The following is a 21964-nucleotide window of genomic DNA, read 5'->3' as shown; positions in this document are numbered from 1 at the left end:
ATGTTTAAAAAAGTGTTGGTGGCCAATCGAGGAGAGGTAGCCGTTCGCATTATTCGTGTCTTGAGAGAGATGGGGATTTCGTCAGTTGCGATATACAGTAGTGCGGATAAACAGGCCCTTCATACGGAACTGGCTGATGAAGCGATCTGTATCGGTCCGGCAAAAACGCTGGACTCATATGGGAATCCAGTTGCGGTAATTAGTGCCGCGTTGCAGATGGACTGTGATGCCATTCATCCGGGATATGGTTTTTTATCAGAGAAGAGCGAGTTCGTAGACTTATGCGAAGAAGTGGGTTTAACTTTTATCGGCCCCAGTAGTCACGTCATTAATCAGATGGGGAATAAACAACATGCGCGCGAGACGATGCGAGCAGCAGGTGTGCCTTGTACGCCAGGGAGTGACGGCTTAGTTCAGACCGTTGAAGAAGCTGAGCAAGTGGCCGAAGTAATTGGTTATCCGCTAATGGTGAAGGCAGCTGATGGTGGCGGGGGTAAAGGAATGCGACGGGTTGCTGATGCGAGTGAGTTGGCTCATAAGTTTTCAGCGGCAATGATGGAAGCACAGGCTGTCTATGGGAACAAAGATGTCTATATCGAAAAAATTATTGCGCCTGCCAAGCATATTGAAGTACAATTGTTAGCCGATACGCACGGCAATGTGATTCACTTAGGCGAACGTGATTGCTCTTTGCAGCGGAATAATCAAAAAGTTATCGAAATGGCCCCAGCTACGTTCCTTGATGCTTCGGTGAGAGAGGCGTTGTGCGACGCTGCAGTAACCGCAGCTAAAGCTATTGGGTATACCAATGCGGGAACGATTGAGTTTTTAGTTGACGAACAGCAGCAGTTTTACTTTATGGAGATGAACACGCGTCTGCAAGTTGAGCATTCGGTGACAGAGATGATTACTGGGATTGATATTGTTCGCGAGCAAATTAATATTGCAATGGGGCAGCCTTTAGCCATAACACAAGAAGATGTCACATTTAATGGGATGGCTATTGAATGTCGTCTGAACGCAGAAGATCCGAAACAATCCTTCCGGCCAGCGAGTGGTTATATTGAGCGATTGATTCTACCTTCAGGAGGGATGGGTTTGCGGGTGGAGAGTGGCGTGTACCCCAATTACAGCCTACCTCCCTATTATGATTCAATGATTGCTAAGATTATTGTTCACAAGCCGTCTCGCCAAGAAACGTTCAAGACATTGCAGCGAGCACTGGTTGAAGTGGTTGTTGAAGGATTAGTGACGAATATTGAGTTGCTGGAGGAATTGGCTTATAGTGAAGAGGTACTGGCTGATCAGTATCATACGAAGTGGCTAGAAGATGAGTTCTTACCAGCGTGGATGATGACAGACTAGGTAGTAGACAAGGAGGAAGCGAGTGGGATTATTTCGTAAGCGAAAAGGAATTAAACTGAATAAAATCTTAGAAGAAAAAGATCAAGAACGTTTAGCTCATGTGCCGGATGATTTAGTAGAGCGATGTCCAAGTTGTCGCAAAATGTTATTGCATAAGCAAATTGAGGCAGATTGTTGTTGTCCTAATTGTGGGTATCATATGCATTTTGCAGCGTATGATCGAATTGAATGGTTGGTCGATGTGGGCAGTTTCTCTGAGTGGGAAGCGGCCTTGCAGACAACTAATCCACTAGATTTTCCTCGTTATGCTGAAAAGATGGCCCAACAGCGAGAAAAAACCGGGCTGAACGAGGCAGTTATTACTGGTCAAGCATTGATTAATCAGCAAGCAGTTGCGATTGGCGTGATGGATAGTCGCTATATTATGGCCAGTATGGGAACGGTCGTCGGGGAGAAGATTACACGATTATTCGAACGAGCAACAGCACAGCGCTTACCTGTTGTGCTCTATATAGCTTCTGGTGGGGCACGTATGCAAGAAGGGATCTTATCATTAATGCAGATGGCTAAGATTAGTCAAGCAGTACAGCAACATCATCAAGCAGGTCTCTTTTATTTACCGATTTTGACCCATCCAACAACGGGTGGGGTGACAGCTAGTTTTGCCATGCAGGGGGATATTATTTTAGCCGAGCCAGACGCAACAATTGGCTTTGCCGGAAAACGTGTCATTGAACAGACGATTAAGGCTAAATTGCCACTTGATTTTCAGACAGCTGAGCGCGTTTTAGAGACAGGGTTTATTGATCGGATTGTTCCGCGTGAGAGACAAAAATCCGTCATTCAAACACTCATTCAAATACATGCAGGAGATGGTGTTAATGAAAGCTTATGATATTGTTAAAACCGCCCGCGATATAAATCGGATCTCCACACGAGATGTGATTCAAGCTCTTTGTCAAGAGAAGTTTATTGAACAATTTGGAGATCGATTAAGCGGGAACGACGGGGCCATTATTGGTGGAGTAGGATTAGCTAATAATACGCCTTTAACGATTATTGGAATTGAAAAGGGTCGAACGGTCGAAGAAAATATTCAATGTAATTTCGGTTCGGCATCACCAGCGGGATACCGTAAGGCAAGTAGATTGCTGAAACAAGCCAATAAATTTAATCGTCCTGTTCTGACTTTAATTAACACACCGGGGGCATATGCTGCTCCAGAATCAGAAGAAGCAGGAATCGGGGAGGCAATTGCTCGTAATTTACTGATCATGAGTGAGTTGACTGTGCCGACTTTAGCCATTATTCTGGGTGAAGGGGGCAGTGGCGGAGCGATAGCTTTAGCTTTAGCAGATGAAGTATGGATGATGGAACTGAGCGTGTATGCTATTTTATCACCAGAAGGATTTGCTTCGATCTTGTGGAAAGATGCCAAGCGTGCGCCGGAAGCAGCCGAGTTAATGAAGTTAACGAGTAAGGATTTGAGTGAGTTAGCGATTGTCGATCGCGTTATTAAAGAAGTCGATAATAACGGGCATTCTATTGATAAGACGATTATCTTATCTCAGTTAACTCGCCAAATAAATGAAAAAATGACTCAATTAGCTGAGCAACCCGTTCATGAACGATTAAAAAAACGTCAAGAACGATTTCGGAAGTTTTAAGTGTGTTATAATGAAGAAAAATTATCTGACGTATGTAAAGCCTAATGAACAGTACTAAAGAAAAACACAATCATAGTCCACAGCGAATCTCTTAAAAATGATGACGGGTTAAATCATTCGTTCGCTTGAGTGGCATCATACATTAGAAGCTCACATGAAGCAGTGTGGGTTTTTAGTTTTGCAGATTAATTGAAGAAAAAATGGGTAATGAGGAAGAAAGATTGATCGTATAAAATAGATTTTTTATTTTTTCTTGACACTAAGACAGATTGTGTGTATAATGGTTAGGTGTCTGCGTGACTTAGGTTTTGTACCCACTTGCGCAGATATAAGCGTTGAAGTGAGAGGTTGCGACACACCCGGGTGCATTGCCATGAACGAGTGTGTTAGGAAATTTTCACGGAGCTAGGTTTATTTTAAAAGTAAGCGAAGGAGGGAAAAACATGGCAAAGCAAAAGATTCGTATTCGTTTGAAAGCATACGAACACCGCGTATTGGATCAATCAGCAACAAAAATTGTGGAAACAGCAAAACGAACAGGTGCTGAAGTAGCTGGACCTGTGCCGCTACCAACAGAACGTAAATTGTTCACTATTATCCGTTCACCACACAAATACAAAGATTCACGCGAACAGTTCGAAATGCTTACACACAAACGCTTAGTAGACATTTTGAATCCAACACCGAAGACAGTCGACGCCTTAACAAAACTCGACTTACCATCAGGTGTTGATATTGAAATCAAACTATAATTAGAAATTAAAAAAACTATAATAATAAAACGGAGGTGTACTCATGACCAAAGGAATCTTAGGAAAAAAAGTTGGAATGACTCAAGTCTTCACTGAAACTGGCGAATTAGTGCCAGTAACAGTTATTGAAGCAAAACCAAACGTCGTACTCCAAGTTAAAACAGTCGAAACAGACGGTTATAACGCAGTACAGTTAGGTTTTGATGACAAACGTAATGTCTTGTCAAACCAACCTGAACAAGGTCATGTTAAAAAAGCTGACACAAGTCCTAAGCGCTTCATTCGAGAAATTCGAGATGCTGAGCTAGGAGATGTGGAAGTTGGATCAGAAATCACAGTGGAAACATTCAAGCAAGGTGACATTATCGATGTTACGGGTACGTCTAAAGGTAAAGGATTCCAGGGTGTAATCAAGCGACACAATCAAAGTCGTGGACCAGAAACTCACGGATCTCGTTACCACCGTCGGCCAGGTTCAATGGGACAAGCGGCTGACCCTGCACGCGTCTTCAAAGGTAAAAAATTACCAGGACGTATGGGTGGACAGACTACAACAATCCAAAACTTAGAGATTGTTCGAGTAGACGCTGACAAAAACGTTATCCTAGTTAAAGGGAACGTTCCTGGACCTAAAAAATCAATGGTCGAAATCAGATCAGCTAAAAAAGCAGACTAATAATATAATAGGAAGGGAGGATTAACACATGCCTAAAGTGACAGTTTTCAACCAGCAAGGAGATGCAAACGGTGAGGTGTCATTAAACAATGATATCTTTGGCATTGAGCCAAATGAGAATGTGTTGTTCGATGCAATTATTATGCAACGTGCTTCACAACGTCAAGGAACACACGCGGTAAAAAACCGTAGTGCAGTTCGCGGTGGTGGCCGTAAACCATGGCGCCAAAAAGGAACAGGTCGTGCTCGTCACGGTTCTAATACTTCACCAATCTGGCGTGGAGGTGGCGTAATCTTTGGCCCAACACCACGTTCATACAGCTACAAATTGCCGAAAAAAGTTCGTCGTCTAGCTATTTTATCTGCATTAAGTCAAAAAGCACTTGATGATGAAATTATCGTAATCGATGAACTTAACTTCGATCAACCAAAAACAAAAGACTTCCAACACATGCTTGACCACATTGGAGTGGAACGTAAAGCATTAGTTGTCTTAGAGAAGGAGAACGAATTTGCGAAGTTATCTGCACGTAACATCGAGGGAGTAAAAGTAGTTGCCCCTGATAATGTTTCAGTGCTAGATGTCGTCGCACATGACGATTTAATCCTAACGAAGACAGCCTTGGAAGCAGTAGAGGAGGCACTTCAATAATGCAAGCACAAGATATTATTTTGCGCCCAGTGATCACTGAACAGTCTATGGCCGACATGGAATTAGACAAGTACACATTTGAAGTGGACACTCGCGCTACTAAAAGCCAAGTAAAACGTGCGGTAAAAGAGTTATTCGATGTTGATGTAGAAAAAGTTAACATTATGAATACTAAGCCTAAACCAAAACGTATGGGCCGTTACGTCGGTTACACAAAGAAAAAACGTAAAGCGATTGTAACACTTAAACCGGACTCAAAAGAAATCGAAATTTTTCAAACAGAAGAATAACATTAAAACAGTAAACACATCATAATAAGGAGGGAAATGACGTGGCTATTAAAAAGTATAAAGCAACAAGTAATGGACGCCGTAATATGACGACTTCTTCTCAATCAGACATTACTACAAACAAGCCAGAAAAAAGTTTATTAGTTTCACAAAAACGTGGATCTGGTCGTAACAACGCTGGGAAGATTACTGTTCGTCACAAAGGCGGAGGCCACAAGCACAAATACCGCTTAGTTGACTTCAAACGCCGTAAAGACGGCATACGCGGTATTGTTAAGACGATCGAATACGATCCAAACCGTTCAGCTAACATTTCTCTCATCCAATACGAGGATGGGACGAAAGCTTACATTCTAGCACCAAAAGGAATTAAAGTAGGACAAGAGATTTACTCTGGACCAGATGCAGACATCAAACCAGGAAACGCTCTTGCACTGAAAGATATTCCAGTTGGTACAGTGGTTCACAACATTGAATTAAAACCAGGTAAAGGTGGACAACTTGTCCGATCAGCTGGTGCATCTGCACAAGTACTTGGTAAAGAAGGTAAATACGTATTAGTAAAATTACCATCAACTGAGAACCGACTAATCTTAGCTGAATGTCGTGCGACAATTGGAACAATCGGTAACGAACAACACGAACTTGTTCGAATCGGTAAAGCAGGACGTAATCGTTGGAAAGGTATCCGTCCAACTGTTCGTGGATCTGTAATGAACCCGAACGATCACCCGCACGGTGGTGGAGAAGGACGCGCGCCAATTGGTATGCCAAGTCCAGTATCACCTTGGGGTAAACCAACTCTCGGTAAGAAAACGAGAAAAGGTAAAAAACACTCAGACAAACTTATTGTTCGTCGTCGTCGTACGAAAAAACGTAAAAAATAATCACTAATGAAGAATACTTGGGGAATACCCAAAAGGAGGGCAATTCATGGCTCGTAGTTTGAAAAAGGGACCTTTTGTTGATGAGCATTTAATGAAAAAAGTACAAGCAATGGACTCAGACAACAAACGTGTCATCAAAACATGGTCACGCCGTTCTACAATCTTCCCGAATTTTGTAGGACATACCATTGCAGTATACGATGGTCGCAAACATGTACCAGTTTACGTTCAAGAAGATATGGTTGGGCACAAATTAGGTGAATTTGCACCAACCAGAACATTTAAAGGTCACAGCAAAACTGAAAAAGTGACGAAGAAATTTTAATCGCGAAGGGAGGAATAAATCATGGCAAGTTCCAGAACTGAAGCTCATGCAACAGCGCGAATGGTTCGCATCGCTCCGCGAAAGGTTAGACTCGTCGTTGACCAAATTAGAGGAAAAGATGCAGCAGAAGCTATTTCTATCCTTCGATTTACCAACAGAGGTGCTGCCGAAGCGGTAGAGAAAGTCTTGAAATCAGCTATTGCAAATGCTGAGCATAACTTTGACATGAATATTGAAAATTTAGTTGTAAGTGAAGCCTACGCGAACGAAGGACCAACTCTTAAGAGATTCCGTCCACGTGCGAAAGGTGCCGCTTCACGTATTAACAAGAGAACAAGCCACATTACAGTTGTGGTATCAGAGAAGAAGGAGGGTTAATAGAGAATGGGTCAGAAAGTAAATCCTCACGGTCTGCGTGTCGGCGTCATCCAAGATTGGGATGCTAAATGGTATGCAGATAGTGACTTTTCAGATAAACTACATGAAGACTTAGCCGTTCGTGAATTGATCGCAAAAGATCTTGAAGAAGCAAGTGTTTCACGCGTTGAAATTGAACGAGCAGCTAACCGAATCAATGTTTCCATTCACACAGCCAAACCAGGAATGGTTATTGGTAAAGGTGGATCAGAAGTTGATGCATTAAGAAACAAATTAAGCAACTTGACGAACAAACGTGTTCACGTTAATATCATCGAAGTGAAAAAACCAGATATGGACGCAACACTTGTAGCGAAAAGTATTGCTGAACAATTAGAAAACCGTATCTCATTCCGTCGCGCTCAAAAGCAAGCAATCCAACGTGCATTGCGTGCTGGGGCTGAAGGGGTCCGTACACAAGTTGCGGGACGTTTGAACGGAGCAGATATGGCTCGTACAGAAAGTTTTTCAGAAGGAACTGTTCCACTTCACACAATTCGTGCTGATATCGATTATGCTAATGTCGAAGCAGACACAACATTCGGTAAAATCGGTGTAAAAGTGTGGATCTACAAAGGAGAAGTTCTTCCTGAAATTGAAGAAGATCAGAAGGGAGGAAAATAATCGATGTTAGTACCTAAACGTGTAAAATATCGTCGTGAGCACCGTGGAAAAATGCGCGGTGAAGCTAAAGGTGGAAAAGAGATTGCTTACGGTCAATATGGCTTGCAATCACTTGATTCCAAATGGATTACAAATAGACAAATTGAATCAGCTCGTATTGCAATGACACGTTACATGAAACGTGGTGGGAAAGTATGGATTAAAATTTTCCCACACAAATCAGTAACAGCTAAAGGAATCGGAGTACGTATGGGTTCTGGTAAAGGTGCCCCTGAAAAATGGGTTGCTCCCGTCAAGCGTGGTAAAATCATGTTTGAGGTTGGTGGTGTATCCGAAGAGGTTGCACACGAAGCATTACGATTAGCTTCTATGAAATTACCAGTGAGAACACGTGTGGTAACTCGTGAAGAAAGTGGTGACGCACATGAAGGCTAATGAATTAAGAGAATTATCTCATCAAGAATTGAAAGACAAAGAGAAAGAGTTCAAAGACGAATTATTCAACTTGCGCTTCCAATTGGCGACTGGTCAATTAGAAGACACGTCACGAATTAAGAAAGTTCGCCAAAATATTGCTCGTGTGAAAACTGTCTTACGTCAAGCTGAATTAGCGCAGTAAGTCAGTTGACTCGAGTTTTGCCAAAGGAGGATATACATGACTGAGCGTAAAGAACGTAAACAGTATGTTGGGAAAGTTGTCTCAGACAAGATGGACAAAACAATCACTGTTGAGATTGCGACCCAAAAACAACACAAAAAATATAAAAAACGTATGAAATACTCAACTAAACTAAAAGCACATGATGAAAAGAATATCGCAAAAGAAGGCGATATCGTTCGTATCATGGAAACACGTCCGTTATCTAAAGAAAAACGGTTCCGTCTAGTTGAAGTTGTTGAAGAAGCTGTCGTATTATAATCGACAAAATAATGTATGAGGTTGAAAGGAGGATCCTAACGTGATTCAAACTGAAAGTCGTATGAAAGTTGCAGATAACTCTGGTGCCCGCGAAGTACTTGTTATTAAAGTACTCGGTGGATCAGGAGCAAAAACAGCTAATATCGGGGATGAAGTTGTTGTTACTGTTAAACATGCTACACCCGGCGGCGTTGTTAAAAAAGGTGATGTTGCACGAGCGGTTATCGTTCGTTCGAAATCAGGCTTGCGCCGAAAAGATGGATCATATATCAAATTTGATGAAAATGCTTGTGTCATCGTTCGTGAAGATAAAGCACCACGAGGAACACGTATTTTCGGACCTGTTGCTCGAGAACTACGTGACAATGACTTTATGAGAATTATTTCGTTAGCTCCAGAAGTTCTATAGTTCAAATATAAGTCAAAAGGAGGTGCGCTAAAAATGTTTATAAAAACAGGAGATAAAGTTCAAGTCATTACCGGTAAAGAAAAAGGTAAACAAGGAACGGTTCTTAAAGCCATTCCAAGAGAAAACCGTGTAATCGTTGAAGGCTTAAACATTGCTAAAAAACATACCCGTCCATCAATGGAATCAGAAGGTGGAATTGTCGAAACTGAAGCGCCAATTCACGTCTCTAACGTTCAATTGGTTGACCCTAAATCAGGTGAACCAACGCGCGTAGGCTTTAGATTTGAAGATGGCAAAAAAGTACGGTATGCTAAAAAAACAGGTGAAGCAATTTAAAGATTAGAAATTAAGAAGGGAGGACACTAATTTATGTCACGCCTTAGTGAAAAATTTAAAAATGAAGTATCACCATCATTAGTTGAGAAGTTTAACTACTCATCAGTGATGGAAGTCCCAAGAGTGGACAAAATTGTCTTGAACATGGGCGTTGGAGATGCTGTCTCTAACACAAAAAACTTAGACAAAGCTGTTGAGGAATTGGCTTTAATTGCCGGGCAAAAACCCGTCATTACTCGCGCGAAGAAATCAATTGCTGCATTCCGTTTGCGTGAAGGGATGCCAATTGGAGCAAAAGTTACCTTGCGTGGAGAACGTATGTACGAATTCCTAGACAAATTAGTCTCAGTTTCATTGCCTCGTGTTCGTGATTTCCGTGGAGTAAGTCCAAAATCATTCGATGGACGTGGAAATTACACATTAGGAGTTAAAGAACAATTAATTTTCCCAGAGATTGACTTTGATGACGTCAACAAAGTTCGTGGGTTAGATATTACAATCGTAACAACGGCTGAAACAGACGAAGAAGGCCGCGAGCTCTTAAAACAAATGGGAATGCCGTTTAAGAAATAACACACATTAGGAGGTAATGAAAAACTATGGCTAGAAAAGCATTAGTCGAAAAAGCGAAGAAGCCTAAGAAGTTTTCAACTCGTGAATATACTCGTTGTGAACGTTGTGGACGTCCACATGCTGTGTACCGTAAATTTAAATTATGCCGAATTTGTCTACGTGAATTAGCATATAAAGGACAAATTCCAGGCCTTAAAAAAGCAAGTTGGTAAACTAAGAAAATAACACGATTAAAGGAGGCGACTAGATAATGGTCATGACAGATCCAACAGCGGATTTTCTAACTCGTGTTCGTAATGCTAATGAAGCGCGTCACGAAACAGTAGAAGTTCCAGCTTCAAATTTAAAAAGAGATATCGCAAACATCTTAAAAGATGAAGGTTTCATTCGCGATGTTGAATATATTGAAGATAACAAACAAGGCGTGCTTAAGCTAACTCTTAAGTATGGACAAGAGGGCGAACGTGTTATCACTGGGATTAAGCGTATTTCTAAACCAGGGTTACGCGTGTATGCTGGTGCTCAAGACGTACCAAAAGTCCTAAATGGCTTAGGAATAGCAATTGTTTCGACATCAGAAGGTGTTGTTACAGATAAAGTTGCTCGCAGCAAGCACATTGGTGGCGAAGTAATAGCTTACGTATGGTAAGATAATAGTAATGTTGAACTTAAAAAACTAACAAGGAGGTGCCGATCAGTGAGTCGTATCGGAAATAAACCTATTGCAATTCCTGAAGGTGTTGAAGTAACACTTAACGGACATGAATTAACAGTCAAAGGTAAAAACGGTGAATTAACTCGTACGCTGAACCAAATCATTAAGCTTAATATCTCAGACGATGAAATCGTATGTGAACGTCCAGATGATAGTAAAGAAGCGCGAATTCAGCACGGAACTACTCGTTCGGTTGTTGCAAACATGGTTGAAGGCGTGCACGAAGGATTCCAAAAACAACTTGAATTAGTTGGGGTTGGATACCGTGCTCAAAAACAAGGACAAAACCTTGTATTAAACGTCGGTCTATCACACTCAGTTGAATTCGAACCAGAAGATGGAATCGAAGTCGAAGTACCTAAAAATACAATTATTATTGTAAAAGGTGCAAGCAAAGAACGTGTAGGACAGTTTGCAGCTAAAGTTCGTGAAGTAAGACCACCTGAGCCGTACAAAGGTAAAGGAATCAAATACGCTGGCGAACACATTCGTCGTAAAGAAGGTAAAACTGGGAAATAATACCTAGTATAGCCGATTAAATTATAGAATCTTAAAATAAAGAGGTGACATTGTGAATACAAAACCAGACAAAAATAAAGTGCGTAAAAAACGCCATCAACGTATTCGTAGAGATATGTTTGGTACTGCAGAGCGCCCACGTTTGAACGTGTTTCGTTCGAATAAAAACATCTATGCGCAAGTAATTGATGACATAGAGGGTGTAACGCTCGCAAGTGCATCTAGTCTAGATGAGGAAGTCTCAGAAGACAGTACAAAAGTTGATCAAGCTTCAAAAGTTGGCGAATTAGTTGCTAAGCGTGCCAAAGACAACAACATTGATACAGTTGTTTTCGATCGTGGCGGATACAAATACCACGGACGTGTGAAAGCACTCGCTGAAGCTGCTCGTCAAAATGGATTACAATTCTAAGATAAAGGAGGAGAAACTGTATGGTAAAGAATCAACACATTGATCCAGCAACATTAGATTTAGAAGATCGCGTTGTTGAGATTAACCGAGTAACAAAAGTTGTTAAAGGTGGACGTAACATGCGTTTTGCTGCGGTAGTCGTTGTCGGCGATCGTGAAGGCCATGTTGGATTAGGAACAGGTAAAGCACTCGAAGTACCTGAAGCGATCCGTAAAGCAATTGATGACGCGAAACAAAACTTAATCTACGTTCCAACTGTTGGCACAACAATTCAACACGAAGTTATTGGTTCGCACAGTGGTGGACGCGTTATGCTTAAACCAGCTGTAGCCGGTTCTGGAGTATCAGCAGGTGGACCTGTTCGTGCCGTCTTAGAATTAGCTGGTGTTGCCGATGTTACAAGTAAATCACTCGGTTCAAACACACCAATTAACATGATTCGTGCAACACTAGATGGAATTACTAAGCTGAAAAAAGCTGAAGATGTTGCGAAATTGCGCGGTAAATCTGTAGAAGAATTATTAGGATAGGAGTGGACCATTCATGGCAAACTTACAAATTACGCTGAAAAAAAGTTTGATTGGCCGTCCACAAACTCAGCACAAAATCATTAAATCTTTAGGGCTTAAGAAAGTGAATTCTCAAGTTGTTCAAGAGGACAATGATGCAATCCGTGGCGCAATCAACAAAGTACAACACTTAGTAGAAGTAAAAGAATTAGACTAATTATTTTTTAAATTAATAAAAGGAGGTGCCAGATTTATGAAACTTCATGAATTAAAACCTGCAGAAGGTTCACGTCATTCTAAAAAACGAATTGCTCGTGGTCCATCAAGTGGACAAGGGAACACAGCTGGCCGTGGTGAGCACGGACAAAAATCTCGTTCTGGTGGTGGTGTACGTCTAGGCTTTGAAGGTGGTCAAACTCCACTCTTCCAAACATTGCCAAAACGTGGATTTACAAACATTAACCGTAAAGAGTACGCGGTTGTTAACCTTGAGAAATTAAATAACTTTGATGATGGAACTGAAGTAACACCAGAATTACTACAAGAGGTCGGTATGATCAAAAAAGTAAAATCAGGTGTGAAAATCTTAGGTCGAGGAAAACTCGAGAAAAAACTAACAGTGAAAGCACACAAATTCTCTAATAGTGCGAAAGAAGCAATTGAGAACAACGGCGGAACTGTAGAGGTGGTCTAAGACTATGGGAATGTTCAATATAATTAAAGGGGCATTCACTGAAAAGAAAGTTAGAAGTCGGGTGTTCTTTACACTAGCATTGTTATTTGTTTTCCGAATTGGAACGCATATTACAGTGCCAGGCGTCGATGCTTCGGCACTTGATGAACTTCAACAAAGTGGACTTTTTAACTTGTTGGATATGTTTGGTGGGGGTGCGTTGTCACAGTATTCTGTGTTTGCACTAGGGGTATCCCCCTACATTACCTCCTCCATTATCGTTCAACTCTTGCAGATGGACATTATTCCAAAATTTAAGGAATGGTCTGAGCAGGGTGAAGTAGGACGAAAGAAACTTAACAATGTCACGCGTTATGCGACAATTGCCTTAGGTTTTTTACAAGGTCTAGGAATCTCTTATGGGTTTAACGCCTTATCAGGATTTGGACTCGTCCGTTCACAAACAACAGCGACATTTGTTACTATCGCAATTATTTTAACGGCGGGGACAATGTTAGTGATGTGGCTCGGTGAGATGATTACTGTCCATGGTGTTGGTAACGGAACCTCTCTTATTATCTTTGCCGGGATTGTTTCATCAATTCCACAAGATATTCGAGAGTTCTACAACGTTCAGATTAAGAATGCGGGCGATGAATTAACACAATCGCTAATTTTCACAGCAATTGTTGTGTTAGCTATTATTGGATTAATCATCTTCGTTACTTGGATGGAAAACGCTAAGCGTGAAATCCCTGTTCGTTATTCTAAACGAGCACAGTCAGCTAGTGATGCCAAGTTGCCACTTAAGGTAAACTCAGCAGGTGTTATTCCTGTTATTTTTGCGAGTTCATTCATTATGACACCGCAAATCATTCTAAATACGTTTGCGACCAGTAGCCAAGGACAAACTTGGTATGAAATCGCTAGCCGTGTCTTTAACTTAAGTGATCCAGTCGGGGCAACATTCTATACCTTGTTAATTATTGTTTTCACGTATTTCTACGCCTTTATCCAGATTAATCCGGAGAAGGTGGCTGAGAATTTACAGAAACAAAACGCGTATATTCCAAGTGTTAGACCAGGTATTGCAACAGAGGAGTATATTGGTTATATGCTAATTCGCCTCTCAACAGTGGGAGCCGTTTACCTTGGCGTAATTTCCGTACTACCGATGATTGCATCAGCCTTATGGAATTTACCATCCTCTCTATCTCTCGGTGGAACTAGTCTTCTAATCGTGGTTGGAGTTGGTCTAGATACCATGCGTCAACTGGAAGGATTACTAAGTAAAAATCAGTACAAAGGATTTATTCATCCGTATGAAGAACTGAAAACGTAGCAAAGGTAGGAGGAGCTCGATGAATTTATATCTATTAGGATTGCCCGGTGCCGGTAAGGGAACACAAGCAAGTCGCATTCAAGAAGCTCTCGATATCCCTCATATTTCAACAGGGGATATGTTCCGAGCGGCCATGAAAAATGAAACACCGCTCGGCAAGAAGGCAAAAAGTTTCATGGATGCTGGCGATCTTGTCCCTGATGAAGTAACCAATGGCATTGTGGCTGAGAGATTAGATCAAGATGACACAACAGATGGCTTCTTACTCGATGGTTTTCCACGAACTATTCCACAAGCGGAAGTTCTTGAGCAGATTTTATCTGACCAAAATCGTCAGTTGGATGCAGCAATTTACATTAAAGTAGATAAAAGCATTCTAATGGAGCGGTTAACTGGTCGTTTTATTTGCTCTAATTGTGGAGAAACTTACCATAAACTTTACAATCCACCGCAAGAAGATGGTGTTTGTGATGTTTGTGGGGGAACGGAATTCCATCAACGTGATGATGACAAACCAGAAACAGTTAAAAAACGGATTGAAGTTAACGAAGAACAGACGAATGCCCTGGTAGATTTCTACCAAGAAAAAGGAATTCTTCGTATCATTGATGGTCAGCAAGCACCTGATGATGTATTTGCTGACATCCAACAGATCCTAGATTAGTATCTTGTAATCATCCGTCATTTGTGTTACCATGATAAGAGTGTCAATTCAAATGAAAAAATTACAGTAAGTTTATGAACTTACGTGTATTTGTATGTGACAGATGTCAAAGGAGGAAAACATCCATGGCAAAAGAAGACGTTATTGAGGTAGAAGGTGTCGTTGTTGAGACCTTACCCAATGCAATGTTTAAAGTAGAATTAGAAAATGATCACGAGATTCTTGCACATGTTTCGGGTAAGATCCGCATGAACTATATTCGAATTCTACCTGGAGATAAAGTAACAGTCGAAATGTCGCCATATGATCTTACAAAAGGCCGCATTACGTACCGTTATAAATAATCGATAGACTCCGCACTTGGTAAAACGAGGTGATAGACACCTCAAGGAATAGCTGTTGTTAGTTATTTCCAGCGGTGTCAGAATTTAGTTGAACCTAGATACAAAAGGAGGTTATACAAGTGAAGGTAAGAGCATCCGTCAAAAAAATGTGTGACAAATGTAAAATTGTTCGTCGTAACGGTAAAGTTATGGTGATTTGTGAAAACCCTAAACACAAACAACGTCAAGGCTAATTAAACGCTAAATAAAAAGGAGGTTAAATTATGGCTCGTATTGCTGGAGTAGATATTCCACGAGATAAGCACATTGTTATTTCATTAACTTACATCTACGGAATTGGTAAGACAACTGCTCAAAAAGTTCTAGCAGCAGTGAACGTACCGGAAGAAACACGTGTCAATGAGTTGACGAATGATCAGCTTGACGCGATTCGTGCTGAAGTCGACAAATTAAAAGTCGAAGGTGACTTACGCCGTGAAGTGAACCAAAACATCAAGCGATTGAAAGAAATTGGTTCATACCGAGGTATTCGCCACCGTAAAGGTCTTCCAGTTCGTGGACAACGAACTAAAAACAATGCACGTACACGTAAAGGCCCAGCGGTTGCAATTGCTGGTAAGAAAAAATAATTAATCACTAAATAAAGTAAGGAGGTATTTTCATGGCTAAAGGAAGAAAACCAAAACGTTCACGTAAACGTAAGCAGAGAAAGAATATTGAGCATGGTGTAGCTCACATCCGTTCAACATTCAACAACACTATCGTAATGATTACAGATGTTCAAGGGAACGCTATTTCATGGTCATCTGCGGGACAATTAGGATTTAAAGGTTCTCGTAAATCAACACCATTCGCTGCACAAATGGCGGCTGAAGCAGCTGCTAAAGGTGGTATGGAAAATGGTATGAAATCTGTTGAGGTATCAGTTAAAGGCCCAGGAAGCGGTCGTGAAGCAGCTATTCGTTCACTACAAGCAACTGGATTAGATGTTACCGCAATTAAAGATGTAACACCTGTACCACACAACGGATGCCGACCTCCAAAACGTCGTCGCGTCTAATCATAATATTGCAATGTAATGAACAGACTATGACGTTGACAACGTTTTGAAAGGGGTAAAGGACCAAATGATTGAAATTGAAAAGCCAGTTATTGAAACAGTTGAGGTCAGCGAAGATGGAAAATTCGGTAAGTTTGTGATCGATCCACTAGAACGTGGGTATGGAACAACACTTGGTAATTCATTACGCCGTATTTTATTATCATCACTGCCTGGTGCTGCCGTGACAAACATTCAAATTGATGGTGTTTTGCACGAATTTACAGCCATTGATGGTGTGGTAGAAGATGTCACAGCGATCATCTTGAACTTGAAGAAACTTGCTTTAAAGCTCCACACTGAAGAAACAAAAACAATTGAATTAGATATTGAAGGAGCAGCTGAAGTGACAGCTGGCGACATCATTCACGATAGCGATGTCGAGATTATGAATCCTGATTTATATTTATGCACCGTATCTGAAGGTGGACATCTGCATATTCGTATGGAAGCAGAACGTGGCCGTGGTTACGTTGATGCTGAAGACAATAAACATGATGATATGCCTATTGGAGTGCTACCGATTGATTCAATTTATACCCCAATCAAACGCGTGAACTATAATGTAGAAAACACGCGAGTTGGCGAACAAGATCAATTCGATAAACTAACATTAGATGTATGGACAGACGGATCTATTTCACCAGAAGATGGTTTGAGCTTAGCAGCGAAAATCATGACTGAGCACTTAGATATCTTTGTTAATCTAACTGAAGAAGCACGAGATGCTGAAATCATGGTAGAAAAAGAAGAAACACAGATGGAAAAAATGCTTGAGATGACTATCGAAGAGCTTGATTTATCTGTACGTTCATACAATTGCTTGAAGCGAGCAGGTATTAATACCGTACAAGAGCTCACTGGTAAAACTGAATCAGAAATGATGAAAGTTCGAAATCTTGGACGTAAATCACTGGAAGAAGTGAAAAACAAATTAGCCGAGCTTGATTTAAGCTTACGAGAAGAATAATTTAAGACGAAGGAGGAGATACAATTATGGGATACCGCAAATTAGGACGTACAAGTTCACAACGTAAAGCTATGTTACGTGATTTAGTATCTGATTTGATTATTAATGACCGTATTAAGACGACAAAAACTCGCGCAAAAGAAACACAGCGACTAGCTGAAAAAATGGTCACACTTGGTAAACGTGGTGACTTACACGCACGACGCCAAGCAGCAGCTTTCTTGCGTAATGAATTAGCTGAAGTCGGCGAAACAGAAGATGAAATCATCGTACAGTCAACACTTCAAAAATTGTTCGATGATATCGCTGTTCGATTCGAAAACCGTAACGGTGGCTACACTCGCGTATTAAACACTGAACCTCGTCGCGGAGATGGTGCACCGATGGCTATTTTAGAATTCGTTGAAAAAGGCGAAGTAGCAGAACAAGAAGCTGAAGAAGAATAATCTTAAGTTTTGATGAAACACTTACGATGTATGGAGCGTTATGATGATGGGACTTAATGAGAGTTAAGTAACCAAGTGTCTAGCTCTAGTTTTCCTAGGGGGATTGCCTCCTAGGAAAACACCATATATCAAAAGTGCTTTTTTTATACATAATTTTCATTAAACAATATTGTATATAAAATGAGTTGTATTTCTTTTGATTACTCAATCAATGTGTCATAATAATGAGGGTATTTGATTCAGAAGAAGGAGTTTTGCGATGAATTTATTTACAAAAGATGCAACTTATTATGCTAATCTAATTAAGCAGGATAAGGTGACCTCAGTTGAGTTAGTGAAGCGGGCATTAGCGAATATTGAGGCATTAAACCCTATGCTTAACGCGGTGACCCATGTCCAAAAGGAATATGCATTAAAACGTGCTCAAGTATTGGATGAGAACAAAGATAAATTACATACTTTACCGCCATTCTATGGAGTTCCCACCTTATTGAAAGATGTGGGCCAACAACAGGCAGGTTTTCCAGCGACTAGTGGATCACAATTACTTCACCAGAATATTGCGGAAACAACAGATTATTTTGTGGAGCGTGTTATTGAGGCGGGTTTTATTATTGTGGGACGTAGCAATGTACCGGAATTTGCCTTTAAAGGGATTAGTGATTCAACCTATACGGGTCATGTTCGTACACCGTTTGATTTAACACGTAATGCAGGAGGATCTAGTGGTGGGGCAGCGGCGGCGTTAAAAGCAGGAATTGTACCTATTGCGATGGCGAGTGATGGTGGTGGGAGTATTCGCTTGCCTGCAAGTTTTAGTGGCTTAATTGGACTGAAACCCTCTCGTGGACGTATTATTGTGGGACCAAGTGGCTATCGAAGGGGTCATGGGAATGCAGTTGACTTTGCATTAACTCGTTCAGTGAGAGACACATGGACTTTATTGAAAACATTAGAGGCTGACCAAGTTGAAGCACCGTTTAACCTTCCTTTATTATCAGAAGATAGATTACAACCAATTGATCAACCGCTTAAAATTGCCTTTTCTTATACGTCTCCTATCGGGGCTACCGTTTCGAAGACGAGTAAAGATAATATAACAAAAGCTGTTCGTTTATTGGAAGCACTGGGGCATGAATTAATCGAGGTTGCTCCTAATACAGATGATGAGAAGTTATTGAGAACCTATTATAAGGTAACGAGTATCGGCGCTGCTGAGATGTTCCATAAAATAGAAGACTCACTAGGACGACGCTTAACTATGCAAGATATGGAACCAATGACTTGGGTGATGTATAAAGCAGGAGAAAAAATTCCAGCGTATGAATTATCCAGTATATTGAATTTTTGGGATCAATATACCGTACAACGCGAAAAGTTTATGGCTAATTATGATCTAGCATTGACACCTATTACAGATGGGCCCGCACCAAAGCATGAACAGTTTGGATACAGTACCTATGAGCAGGAGATGGAACAAGCCGAACATTTATCAGAGCAAGCTATAGAAGAGCTTATTATGCGAATATATAAAAAAGGACATGACTATATGGGATATGCTTTTAGCCAAAATATTGCCGGTCAACCTGCGATTAGTCTGCCCCTATTTATGACGTCAGATGGCTACCCAATCGGCACACACTTCTGGGCGGGTAAAGGGAAGGAATATCGATTATTGCAACTAGCGCAACAATTGGAAGAAGCGGGACACTTACAGACCGATATTGAAAGATTAGATAAGCCAGCAGAAAATCATAATTAGTTAAATAGAGTATGAATAGCACACATTTTAGCTTGAAAAAGCTGATTAAGATTGTATTAAGAGGCTATTTTTGGTAATATTGAGGCATTGAGTGTCCATTTTATAGCTTAGAATATTGGAGTTAATAGTATGTCAGATATCATTACAGTGAATAATATAAAGTATAAATATAATATAGATGATGACCACTTGGCGTTGAATGATGTATCCTTCTCCGTTAAGCAGGGGGAGTGGTTGAGTATCGTGGGGCCCAATGGATCGGGGAAGTCCACTCTAGCGAAAACTTTAAATGGCTTGATCGCTCCTCAAGAAGGAAGTGTTCAAGTTGATGGGCTAGACTTAACGATGGAAAATGTGTGGGATATCCGCCAACGTGTTGGGATGGTGTTTCAAAATCCAGATAATCAGTTTGTCGGTGCTACCGTGCAAGATGATGTCGCATTTGGACTGGAAAATCTGGGTGTACCACGACCAGAGATGATTGAGCGAATCGAGCATGCTCTCGCTCAAGTAGGCATGACTGACTTCGCTGAGAAAGAACCTGCTCGTCTGTCAGGTGGACAAAAACAGCGGGTAGCGATTGCTGGTATTGTGGCCTTGAAGCCCAAGATTATGATTCTAGATGAAGCGACAAGCATGTTGGATCCACGCGGGCGTCGAGAAGTCTTGCAGACGGTGAAAGAAGTGAAAGAGCGAGAGAATTTAACGGTGCTTTCTATTACACATGATGTAGATGAAGCTGCAGCGAGTGACCGTGTCTTAGTCATGAAGGGTGGTCAGATTATTGATCACGATAAACCGGAAGCTATTTTTTCGCAGACGAAGAATTTAATGTCTTATGGACTTGATGTACCGTTTCCTGAGCGGTTGAAGCAAGCCTTGGCACAAGAGAATATTAAGGTGCCAGATAATTACTTAACAAAAGAAGGGTTGATTGATTGGTTATGGACATCCGTTTCCAAGATGTAGGATATGCTTATCAAATAGGGTCTCCTTTCGAAAGTCGGGCGCTCTATGATGTCAATTTAATGATTGAGACTGGGAAATATACTGCACTGATTGGTCATACTGGTAGTGGAAAATCAACGGTCTTGCAACACTTGAATGCACTGAAGACGCCGACAGAAGGGACAGTACAAATTGGGGATCGGACAATTACGCCCGATAGCGAGAATAAGAAGCTAAAACCATTGCGAAAAAAAGTGGGGATTGTCTTTCAATTTCCAGAAGCTCAGTTATTTGAAGAGACGGTGGGTTTAGATATTGCTTTTGGTCCGCGTAACTTCGGTATGGAGAAAGAAGAGGCATTAGCGAAGGCAGAAGCTCTCCTAGAAGTTGTGGGATTAGATGCTAGCTTCATGGAGCGGTCACCCTTTGATCTATCAGGTGGACAGATGCGCCGAGTTGCGATTGCAGGGGTGTTGGCTTTAGAGCCGGAAGTATTAGTACTGGATGAGCCGACAGCCGGGTTAGATCCACGTGGGCAAAAAGAAATTATGGATATGTTCTATCGCTTACATAAAGAACAAGGCTTAACCATTGTCTTAGTGACGCATCAGATGGATGATGTGGCAACATATGCGGATCATTTAATCGTGTTGGAATCCGGGACAGTGCGCCGCCAAGGAGATCCGCGTGAAATTTTTGCAGAATCAGACTGGTTGTCTAGCTTACAGCTGGGTGTACCGAGTGCAACGGAACTTGCCAACCAATTGCAAGCACAATATGATTGGCAGTTTGATTACTTGCCTCTGACGACGGAAGAATTGGCGGAACAATTAGCCACAACGCTGAAGAAGGTAGGTGATCACCATGATGGATAAACTAATTTTTGGGCGATATGTGACGGGAGATTCACTTATTCACCGACTGGATCCACGAGCAAAGCTATTGAGCACCATATTATTTGTCGTGATTATTTTCTTGGCTAACAACTGGATTACTTACTTAGGACTGGCTTTGTTTGTCGGGTTCGGTATTTATTTGTCAGATATCAAGTTAAGTTTCTTTATTAATGGTGTCAAACCGTTAATTTGGCTAATTTTATTTACAGTATTATTGCAAGTTGTCTTTACAGCAGGGGATAATGTACTGTTCAGTTGGTGGGTGATTGTTATTTCTAAGGAAGGTCTTGTCAATGGGGCGTTTATTTTCATGCGATTTGTCTTGATTATTTTTATGACAACTTTATTGACGTTGACAACGATGCCCATGAGTTTGACCGAAGCGATCGAATATTTATTACATCCTGGTAAAAAGATTGGGGTGCCTGTGCATGAGATTGCGTTGATGTTGAGTATTGCATTGCGTTTTGTGCCGACATTAATGGATGAGACGGAGAAAATTATGAATGCTCAACGTGCCCGTGGAATCGATTTTGGGGAAGGAAATTTGTATAACCAAATGAAATCCATTGTTCCTATGTTGATTCCACTATTTGTTAGCTCGATTAACCGAGCAGAGGAATTGGCAACAGCGATGGAAGCACGGGGATATAAAGGGGGAGAAGGCCGAACAAAATTTCGTCAGCTTACTTGGCAGCGACGCGATACGTATTTGTTAGGGGTCTATCTAGCAATGGCTATTTTCCTTATTATTTTTAGAACATAGAGAAGAC

General features: G+C 41.1%; 36 protein-coding genes. All 36 read left to right on the top strand.

The window, feature by feature from the left end; genetic code table 11:
* A complete protein-coding gene (accC, locus tag HMPREF9703_RS01675) occupies window positions 1-1365 on the top strand; it encodes an acetyl-CoA carboxylase biotin carboxylase subunit (RefSeq protein ID WP_004635057.1) in 1365 nt (454 codons plus the stop codon).
* A gap of 22 nt (window positions 1366-1387) precedes the next feature.
* Window positions 1388-2260, top strand: coding sequence for an acetyl-CoA carboxylase, carboxyltransferase subunit beta (accD, locus tag HMPREF9703_RS01670; protein ID WP_004635054.1), 873 nt, complete (start codon window positions 1388-1390; stop codon window positions 2258-2260).
* On the top strand, window positions 2247-3032 hold the full coding sequence (accA, locus tag HMPREF9703_RS01665; protein ID WP_004635053.1) for a carboxyltransferase subunit alpha: 786 nt from the start codon (window positions 2247-2249) through the stop codon (window positions 3030-3032). The genes accD and accA overlap by 14 nt, the downstream gene beginning before the upstream one ends.
* 443 nt (window positions 3033-3475) lie before the next feature.
* Window positions 3476-3784: a 30S ribosomal protein S10 gene (gene rpsJ, locus HMPREF9703_RS01660; RefSeq protein WP_004635050.1), complete on the top strand. Its 309-nt coding sequence runs from the start codon at window positions 3476-3478 to the stop codon at window positions 3782-3784.
* Window positions 3785-3827: 43 nt separating this feature from the next.
* Window positions 3828-4460: a 50S ribosomal protein L3 gene (gene rplC / locus HMPREF9703_RS01655; protein WP_004635049.1), complete on the top strand. Its 633-nt coding sequence runs from the start codon at window positions 3828-3830 to the stop codon at window positions 4458-4460.
* Between the two features lie 28 nt (window positions 4461-4488).
* Window positions 4489-5112, top strand: coding sequence for a 50S ribosomal protein L4 (rplD, locus tag HMPREF9703_RS01650; RefSeq protein ID WP_004635047.1), 624 nt, complete (start codon window positions 4489-4491; stop codon window positions 5110-5112).
* On the top strand, window positions 5112-5402 hold the full coding sequence (gene rplW / locus HMPREF9703_RS01645; RefSeq protein WP_004635046.1) for a 50S ribosomal protein L23: 291 nt from the start codon (window positions 5112-5114) through the stop codon (window positions 5400-5402). The genes rplD and rplW overlap by 1 nt, the downstream gene beginning before the upstream one ends.
* A 41-nt stretch (window positions 5403-5443) precedes the next feature.
* Complete coding sequence (rplB, locus tag HMPREF9703_RS01640) at window positions 5444-6289, top strand: 50S ribosomal protein L2 (protein WP_004635044.1); 846 nt, start codon at window positions 5444-5446, stop codon at window positions 6287-6289.
* 46 nt (window positions 6290-6335) lie between these two features.
* On the top strand, window positions 6336-6614 hold the full coding sequence (gene rpsS / locus HMPREF9703_RS01635) for a 30S ribosomal protein S19 (RefSeq protein ID WP_004635043.1): 279 nt from the start codon (window positions 6336-6338) through the stop codon (window positions 6612-6614).
* A gap of 21 nt (window positions 6615-6635) precedes the next feature.
* Window positions 6636-6992 (top strand): 50S ribosomal protein L22, encoded by a 357-nt coding sequence (rplV, locus tag HMPREF9703_RS01630; protein WP_004635041.1) that lies wholly within the window; start codon window positions 6636-6638, stop codon window positions 6990-6992.
* A 6-nt stretch (window positions 6993-6998) separates the two neighbouring features.
* Window positions 6999-7655: a 30S ribosomal protein S3 gene (gene rpsC / locus HMPREF9703_RS01625; protein ID WP_004635039.1), complete on the top strand. Its 657-nt coding sequence runs from the start codon at window positions 6999-7001 to the stop codon at window positions 7653-7655.
* Window positions 7656-7658: 3 nt separating this feature from the next.
* Window positions 7659-8090 (top strand): 50S ribosomal protein L16, encoded by a 432-nt coding sequence (rplP, locus tag HMPREF9703_RS01620; protein ID WP_004635037.1) that lies wholly within the window; start codon window positions 7659-7661, stop codon window positions 8088-8090.
* Window positions 8080-8274, top strand: coding sequence for a 50S ribosomal protein L29 (gene rpmC / locus HMPREF9703_RS01615; RefSeq protein WP_004635035.1), 195 nt, complete (start codon window positions 8080-8082; stop codon window positions 8272-8274). The genes rplP and rpmC overlap by 11 nt, the downstream gene beginning before the upstream one ends.
* Window positions 8275-8310: 36 nt before the next feature.
* The gene (gene rpsQ / locus HMPREF9703_RS01610) at window positions 8311-8574 is read left to right on the top strand and encodes a 30S ribosomal protein S17 (protein WP_004635033.1); all 264 of its coding nucleotides are present in this window, start codon (window positions 8311-8313) and stop codon (window positions 8572-8574) included.
* Window positions 8575-8614: 40 nt separating this feature from the next.
* Entirely contained in the window at window positions 8615-8983 is a 369-nt protein-coding gene (gene rplN, locus HMPREF9703_RS01605) for a 50S ribosomal protein L14 (protein WP_004635031.1), read from the top strand.
* Between the two features lie 33 nt (window positions 8984-9016).
* Entirely contained in the window at window positions 9017-9319 is a 303-nt protein-coding gene (gene rplX / locus HMPREF9703_RS01600; RefSeq protein WP_004635029.1) for a 50S ribosomal protein L24, read from the top strand.
* Between the two features lie 33 nt (window positions 9320-9352).
* Window positions 9353-9892, top strand: coding sequence for a 50S ribosomal protein L5 (gene rplE / locus HMPREF9703_RS01595; RefSeq protein WP_004635027.1), 540 nt, complete (start codon window positions 9353-9355; stop codon window positions 9890-9892).
* 26 nt (window positions 9893-9918) lie between these two features.
* The gene (locus HMPREF9703_RS01590) at window positions 9919-10104 is read left to right on the top strand and encodes a type Z 30S ribosomal protein S14 (protein WP_004635025.1); all 186 of its coding nucleotides are present in this window, start codon (window positions 9919-9921) and stop codon (window positions 10102-10104) included.
* 38 nt (window positions 10105-10142) lie between these two features.
* Window positions 10143-10541: a 30S ribosomal protein S8 gene (gene rpsH / locus HMPREF9703_RS01585; RefSeq protein WP_004635023.1), complete on the top strand. Its 399-nt coding sequence runs from the start codon at window positions 10143-10145 to the stop codon at window positions 10539-10541.
* A 48-nt stretch (window positions 10542-10589) separates the two neighbouring features.
* Complete coding sequence (gene rplF / locus HMPREF9703_RS01580) at window positions 10590-11126, top strand: 50S ribosomal protein L6 (protein WP_004635021.1); 537 nt, start codon at window positions 10590-10592, stop codon at window positions 11124-11126.
* Between the two features lie 52 nt (window positions 11127-11178).
* On the top strand, window positions 11179-11538 hold the full coding sequence (rplR, locus tag HMPREF9703_RS01575; protein WP_004635019.1) for a 50S ribosomal protein L18: 360 nt from the start codon (window positions 11179-11181) through the stop codon (window positions 11536-11538).
* 20 nt (window positions 11539-11558) lie between these two features.
* Window positions 11559-12068, top strand: coding sequence for a 30S ribosomal protein S5 (gene rpsE / locus HMPREF9703_RS01570; protein WP_004635017.1), 510 nt, complete (start codon window positions 11559-11561; stop codon window positions 12066-12068).
* 13 nt (window positions 12069-12081) lie between these two features.
* On the top strand, window positions 12082-12264 hold the full coding sequence (gene rpmD / locus HMPREF9703_RS01565; RefSeq protein ID WP_004635015.1) for a 50S ribosomal protein L30: 183 nt from the start codon (window positions 12082-12084) through the stop codon (window positions 12262-12264).
* Between the two features lie 36 nt (window positions 12265-12300).
* Entirely contained in the window at window positions 12301-12741 is a 441-nt protein-coding gene (gene rplO / locus HMPREF9703_RS01560; RefSeq protein WP_004635013.1) for a 50S ribosomal protein L15, read from the top strand.
* Window positions 12742-12751: 10 nt separating this feature from the next.
* The gene (gene secY, locus HMPREF9703_RS01555) at window positions 12752-14062 is read left to right on the top strand and encodes a preprotein translocase subunit SecY (RefSeq protein ID WP_040376880.1); all 1311 of its coding nucleotides are present in this window, start codon (window positions 12752-12754) and stop codon (window positions 14060-14062) included.
* Between the two features lie 19 nt (window positions 14063-14081).
* Window positions 14082-14726 (top strand): adenylate kinase, encoded by a 645-nt coding sequence (locus tag HMPREF9703_RS01550; RefSeq protein WP_004635009.1) that lies wholly within the window; start codon window positions 14082-14084, stop codon window positions 14724-14726.
* A gap of 125 nt (window positions 14727-14851) precedes the next feature.
* Entirely contained in the window at window positions 14852-15070 is a 219-nt protein-coding gene (infA, locus tag HMPREF9703_RS01545; RefSeq protein WP_004635008.1) for a translation initiation factor IF-1, read from the top strand.
* 119 nt (window positions 15071-15189) lie between these two features.
* Window positions 15190-15303, top strand: a complete 114-nt coding sequence (rpmJ, locus tag HMPREF9703_RS01540) for a 50S ribosomal protein L36 (RefSeq protein ID WP_040376787.1) — start codon at window positions 15190-15192, stop codon at window positions 15301-15303.
* A 30-nt stretch (window positions 15304-15333) separates the two neighbouring features.
* Complete coding sequence (gene rpsM, locus HMPREF9703_RS01535; protein ID WP_004635006.1) at window positions 15334-15699, top strand: 30S ribosomal protein S13; 366 nt, start codon at window positions 15334-15336, stop codon at window positions 15697-15699.
* Window positions 15700-15731: 32 nt separating this feature from the next.
* Complete coding sequence (gene rpsK / locus HMPREF9703_RS01530; RefSeq protein WP_004635004.1) at window positions 15732-16130, top strand: 30S ribosomal protein S11; 399 nt, start codon at window positions 15732-15734, stop codon at window positions 16128-16130.
* Window positions 16131-16197: 67 nt separating this feature from the next.
* On the top strand, window positions 16198-17139 hold the full coding sequence (locus HMPREF9703_RS01525) for a DNA-directed RNA polymerase subunit alpha (RefSeq protein ID WP_004635002.1): 942 nt from the start codon (window positions 16198-16200) through the stop codon (window positions 17137-17139).
* A gap of 26 nt (window positions 17140-17165) precedes the next feature.
* On the top strand, window positions 17166-17585 hold the full coding sequence (gene rplQ / locus HMPREF9703_RS01520) for a 50S ribosomal protein L17 (protein WP_004635000.1): 420 nt from the start codon (window positions 17166-17168) through the stop codon (window positions 17583-17585).
* 259 nt (window positions 17586-17844) lie between these two features.
* A complete protein-coding gene (locus HMPREF9703_RS01515; protein ID WP_004634998.1) occupies window positions 17845-19347 on the top strand; it encodes an amidase in 1503 nt (500 codons plus the stop codon).
* A 129-nt stretch (window positions 19348-19476) separates the two neighbouring features.
* Entirely contained in the window at window positions 19477-20316 is an 840-nt protein-coding gene (locus HMPREF9703_RS01510) for an energy-coupling factor ABC transporter ATP-binding protein (protein ID WP_004634994.1), read from the top strand.
* Entirely contained in the window at window positions 20292-21170 is an 879-nt protein-coding gene (locus HMPREF9703_RS01505; RefSeq protein WP_040376785.1) for an energy-coupling factor ABC transporter ATP-binding protein, read from the top strand. Before HMPREF9703_RS01510 ends, HMPREF9703_RS01505 begins: the two co-directional genes overlap by 25 nt.
* Window positions 21160-21957 (top strand): energy-coupling factor transporter transmembrane component T family protein, encoded by a 798-nt coding sequence (locus tag HMPREF9703_RS01500; RefSeq protein ID WP_004634990.1) that lies wholly within the window; start codon window positions 21160-21162, stop codon window positions 21955-21957. Before HMPREF9703_RS01505 ends, HMPREF9703_RS01500 begins: the two co-directional genes overlap by 11 nt.
* Window positions 21958-21964 lie beyond the last annotated feature (7 nt).

The sequence above is a fragment of the Dolosigranulum pigrum ATCC 51524 genome (genome assembly GCF_000245815.1).
GTDB classification, from domain to species: Bacteria; Bacillota; Bacilli; order Lactobacillales; family Carnobacteriaceae_A; genus Dolosigranulum; species Dolosigranulum pigrum.
This window is presented reverse-complemented; position numbering and strand designations above follow the sequence as displayed.

Bases quoted from the DNA above. Each gene is read 5' to 3' on its own strand.
- rpsM (WP_004635006.1), top strand. From the start codon at position 15,334: ATGGCTCGTATTGCTGGAGTAGATATTCCACGAGATAAGCACATTGTT.
- rplD (WP_004635047.1), top strand. From the start codon at position 4,489: ATGCCTAAAGTGACAGTTTTCAACCAGCAAGGAGATGCAAACGGTGAG.
- rplE (WP_004635027.1), top strand. From the start codon at position 9,353: ATGTCACGCCTTAGTGAAAAATTTAAAAATGAAGTATCACCATCATTA.
- rplV (WP_004635041.1), top strand. From the start codon at position 6,636: ATGGCAAGTTCCAGAACTGAAGCTCATGCAACAGCGCGAATGGTTCGC.
- HMPREF9703_RS01505 (WP_040376785.1), top strand. From the start codon at position 20,292: ATGGACATCCGTTTCCAAGATGTAGGATATGCTTATCAAATAGGGTCT.
- rpsS (WP_004635043.1), top strand. From the start codon at position 6,336: ATGGCTCGTAGTTTGAAAAAGGGACCTTTTGTTGATGAGCATTTAATG.
- rplC (WP_004635049.1), top strand. From the start codon at position 3,828: ATGACCAAAGGAATCTTAGGAAAAAAAGTTGGAATGACTCAAGTCTTC.
- rplQ (WP_004635000.1), top strand. From the start codon at position 17,166: ATGGGATACCGCAAATTAGGACGTACAAGTTCACAACGTAAAGCTATG.
- rplW (WP_004635046.1), top strand. From the start codon at position 5,112: ATGCAAGCACAAGATATTATTTTGCGCCCAGTGATCACTGAACAGTCT.
- infA (WP_004635008.1), top strand. From the start codon at position 14,852: ATGGCAAAAGAAGACGTTATTGAGGTAGAAGGTGTCGTTGTTGAGACC.
- rpsE (WP_004635017.1), top strand. From the start codon at position 11,559: ATGGTAAAGAATCAACACATTGATCCAGCAACATTAGATTTAGAAGAT.
- HMPREF9703_RS01550 (WP_004635009.1), top strand. From the start codon at position 14,082: ATGAATTTATATCTATTAGGATTGCCCGGTGCCGGTAAGGGAACACAA.
- HMPREF9703_RS01525 (WP_004635002.1), top strand. From the start codon at position 16,198: ATGATTGAAATTGAAAAGCCAGTTATTGAAACAGTTGAGGTCAGCGAA.
- HMPREF9703_RS01500 (WP_004634990.1), top strand. From the start codon at position 21,160: ATGATGGATAAACTAATTTTTGGGCGATATGTGACGGGAGATTCACTT.
- rpmC (WP_004635035.1), top strand. From the start codon at position 8,080: ATGAAGGCTAATGAATTAAGAGAATTATCTCATCAAGAATTGAAAGAC.
- rpsJ (WP_004635050.1), top strand. From the start codon at position 3,476: ATGGCAAAGCAAAAGATTCGTATTCGTTTGAAAGCATACGAACACCGC.
- rplX (WP_004635029.1), top strand. From the start codon at position 9,017: ATGTTTATAAAAACAGGAGATAAAGTTCAAGTCATTACCGGTAAAGAA.
- rpsK (WP_004635004.1), top strand. From the start codon at position 15,732: ATGGCTAAAGGAAGAAAACCAAAACGTTCACGTAAACGTAAGCAGAGA.
- HMPREF9703_RS01515 (WP_004634998.1), top strand. From the start codon at position 17,845: ATGAATTTATTTACAAAAGATGCAACTTATTATGCTAATCTAATTAAG.
- rpsC (WP_004635039.1), top strand. From the start codon at position 6,999: ATGGGTCAGAAAGTAAATCCTCACGGTCTGCGTGTCGGCGTCATCCAA.
- HMPREF9703_RS01590 (WP_004635025.1), top strand. From the start codon at position 9,919: ATGGCTAGAAAAGCATTAGTCGAAAAAGCGAAGAAGCCTAAGAAGTTT.
- rpsQ (WP_004635033.1), top strand. From the start codon at position 8,311: ATGACTGAGCGTAAAGAACGTAAACAGTATGTTGGGAAAGTTGTCTCA.
- secY (WP_040376880.1), top strand. From the start codon at position 12,752: ATGTTCAATATAATTAAAGGGGCATTCACTGAAAAGAAAGTTAGAAGT.
- rplO (WP_004635013.1), top strand. From the start codon at position 12,301: ATGAAACTTCATGAATTAAAACCTGCAGAAGGTTCACGTCATTCTAAA.
- rpmD (WP_004635015.1), top strand. From the start codon at position 12,082: ATGGCAAACTTACAAATTACGCTGAAAAAAAGTTTGATTGGCCGTCCA.
- rplP (WP_004635037.1), top strand. From the start codon at position 7,659: ATGTTAGTACCTAAACGTGTAAAATATCGTCGTGAGCACCGTGGAAAA.
- accA (WP_004635053.1), top strand. From the start codon at position 2,247: ATGAAAGCTTATGATATTGTTAAAACCGCCCGCGATATAAATCGGATC.
- rpsH (WP_004635023.1), top strand. From the start codon at position 10,143: ATGGTCATGACAGATCCAACAGCGGATTTTCTAACTCGTGTTCGTAAT.
- HMPREF9703_RS01510 (WP_004634994.1), top strand. From the start codon at position 19,477: ATGTCAGATATCATTACAGTGAATAATATAAAGTATAAATATAATATA.
- accC (WP_004635057.1), top strand. From the start codon at position 1: ATGTTTAAAAAAGTGTTGGTGGCCAATCGAGGAGAGGTAGCCGTTCGC.